At 40.8% G+C, this 1,172-nt stretch carries 2 protein-coding genes and 2 pseudogenes; 3 read left to right on the top strand and 1 reads right to left on the bottom strand.

What is annotated here, in order from left to right:
• A partial coding sequence (locus tag ACH0AB_RS11815; protein WP_406878262.1) for a transposase occupies positions 1 to 129 on the bottom strand: 129 nt, incomplete at its 3' end.
• A 169-nt stretch (positions 130 to 298) separates the two neighbouring features.
• On the opposite strand from ACH0AB_RS11815, the gene ACH0AB_RS11820 reads away from it, so the two are divergent.
• The 3 genes and pseudogenes from ACH0AB_RS11820 to ACH0AB_RS11830 form a co-directional block, all read left to right on the top strand.
• Positions 299 to 544, top strand: a complete 246-nt coding sequence (locus ACH0AB_RS11820; RefSeq protein ID WP_406878263.1) for a transposase — start codon at positions 299 to 301, stop codon at positions 542 to 544.
• Positions 540 to 677, top strand: a pseudogene (locus ACH0AB_RS11825) (IS256 family transposase); the annotation flags it as partial. The gene ACH0AB_RS11820 and the pseudogene ACH0AB_RS11825, both read left to right, overlap by 5 nt.
• 269 nt (positions 678 to 946) lie before the next feature.
• Positions 947 to 1,172 (top strand): annotated as a pseudogene (locus ACH0AB_RS11830) (IS66 family transposase); the annotation flags it as partial.

The raw sequence follows: 1,172 nt of genomic DNA on the forward strand, positions 1-1,172 counted from the left end.
GTTGCTGATTTGGGTGGCATGTACGCCATATTCTGCGGTTAATTCGTTGATTGTCTTTTGCTCTTTAATAGCTTCAATGGCAACTTTGCTTTTAAATTCAGCATTGTGACGTTTACGAACTTTTGTCATTAGATAGACCTCTTTGCTTAAGGGCTATTCTATCTTATTTGCTATGATTTTTTGGTCCAGTTTTCTGGGAGTATTATAAACTGCTTATAATCCCCTAACAGAAGAATAAGCAATGCAAGACCAAGAACTAAACCAACTAGCCACGCAAATGGCTAGCCAACTAAAAAGCATGAACGACTTCAAATCCATGCACAAACTCATGTTACAGCCATTCATCAATAACAGCTTAGAAGCCGAAATGAGTAAGCATCTGGGCTACGACAAACATCACAAATCCGAACAACCCAACAAACGCAACGGTAAAATGCGTAAAACCGTTAGCACAGAACTCGGTGACATCCAAATTGACACCCCACGAGATAGGGACAGCAGTTTTGAACCACAGCTCGTCAAGAAGCATCAAACCCGCGTTTGATTCAGCGAAAAAAGTGGTGTATTTAGCAATGCTCAATGCATCTAAAAAATGGACGATGCCAATCCGTGACTGGACTTCTGCTTTGAATCGGTTTACGATTGAATTCGGTGACAGAGTTGAACCTTTTCTTTAATCCTAAGTGCAGTTACACAGATTCTGAAAAAGGCTCTATTGACTGATTTAGCACGGTATCGTTCATTAATTGATATCATCTGACCCAAGTTTTTGTTTTAAAGCTAGATGAGTGGGTTTGTTAGACGCTATTTAATAGACAAGTTAATTTACAAAAATAGAGGCGATTTGCCTCTGTTTTTTCGCCTAAATGGAAGTGTCCAAAAAACCGACGTTTTGTAGACAACTTAACAATTTTCTGTGTTGACCCCTACAAAGAATGCTGCTATTACCAAAGCGATTGAGTATTGCCTAAAACGTTGGACAGCGTTAATTCGCTATGTAGATGATGGCAGTCTGCCCATAATAATTGGGCGGAGAATCAGATGCGTCCTTGGGCACTCGGGCGTAAGAAATGGTTGTTTGCAGGGTCGCTTGAAAGTGGTCAGCGGGCGGCGATTGTTATGTCGCTCATTCAATCTGCAAGATTGAATGGTCTTGACCCGTATGCGTATTT

This window comes from Moraxella sp. 179-F 1C4 NHS, assembly GCF_045370505.1.
In the GTDB taxonomy this organism is placed as follows: Bacteria; Pseudomonadota; Gammaproteobacteria; order Pseudomonadales; family Moraxellaceae; genus Faucicola; species Faucicola tetraodonis.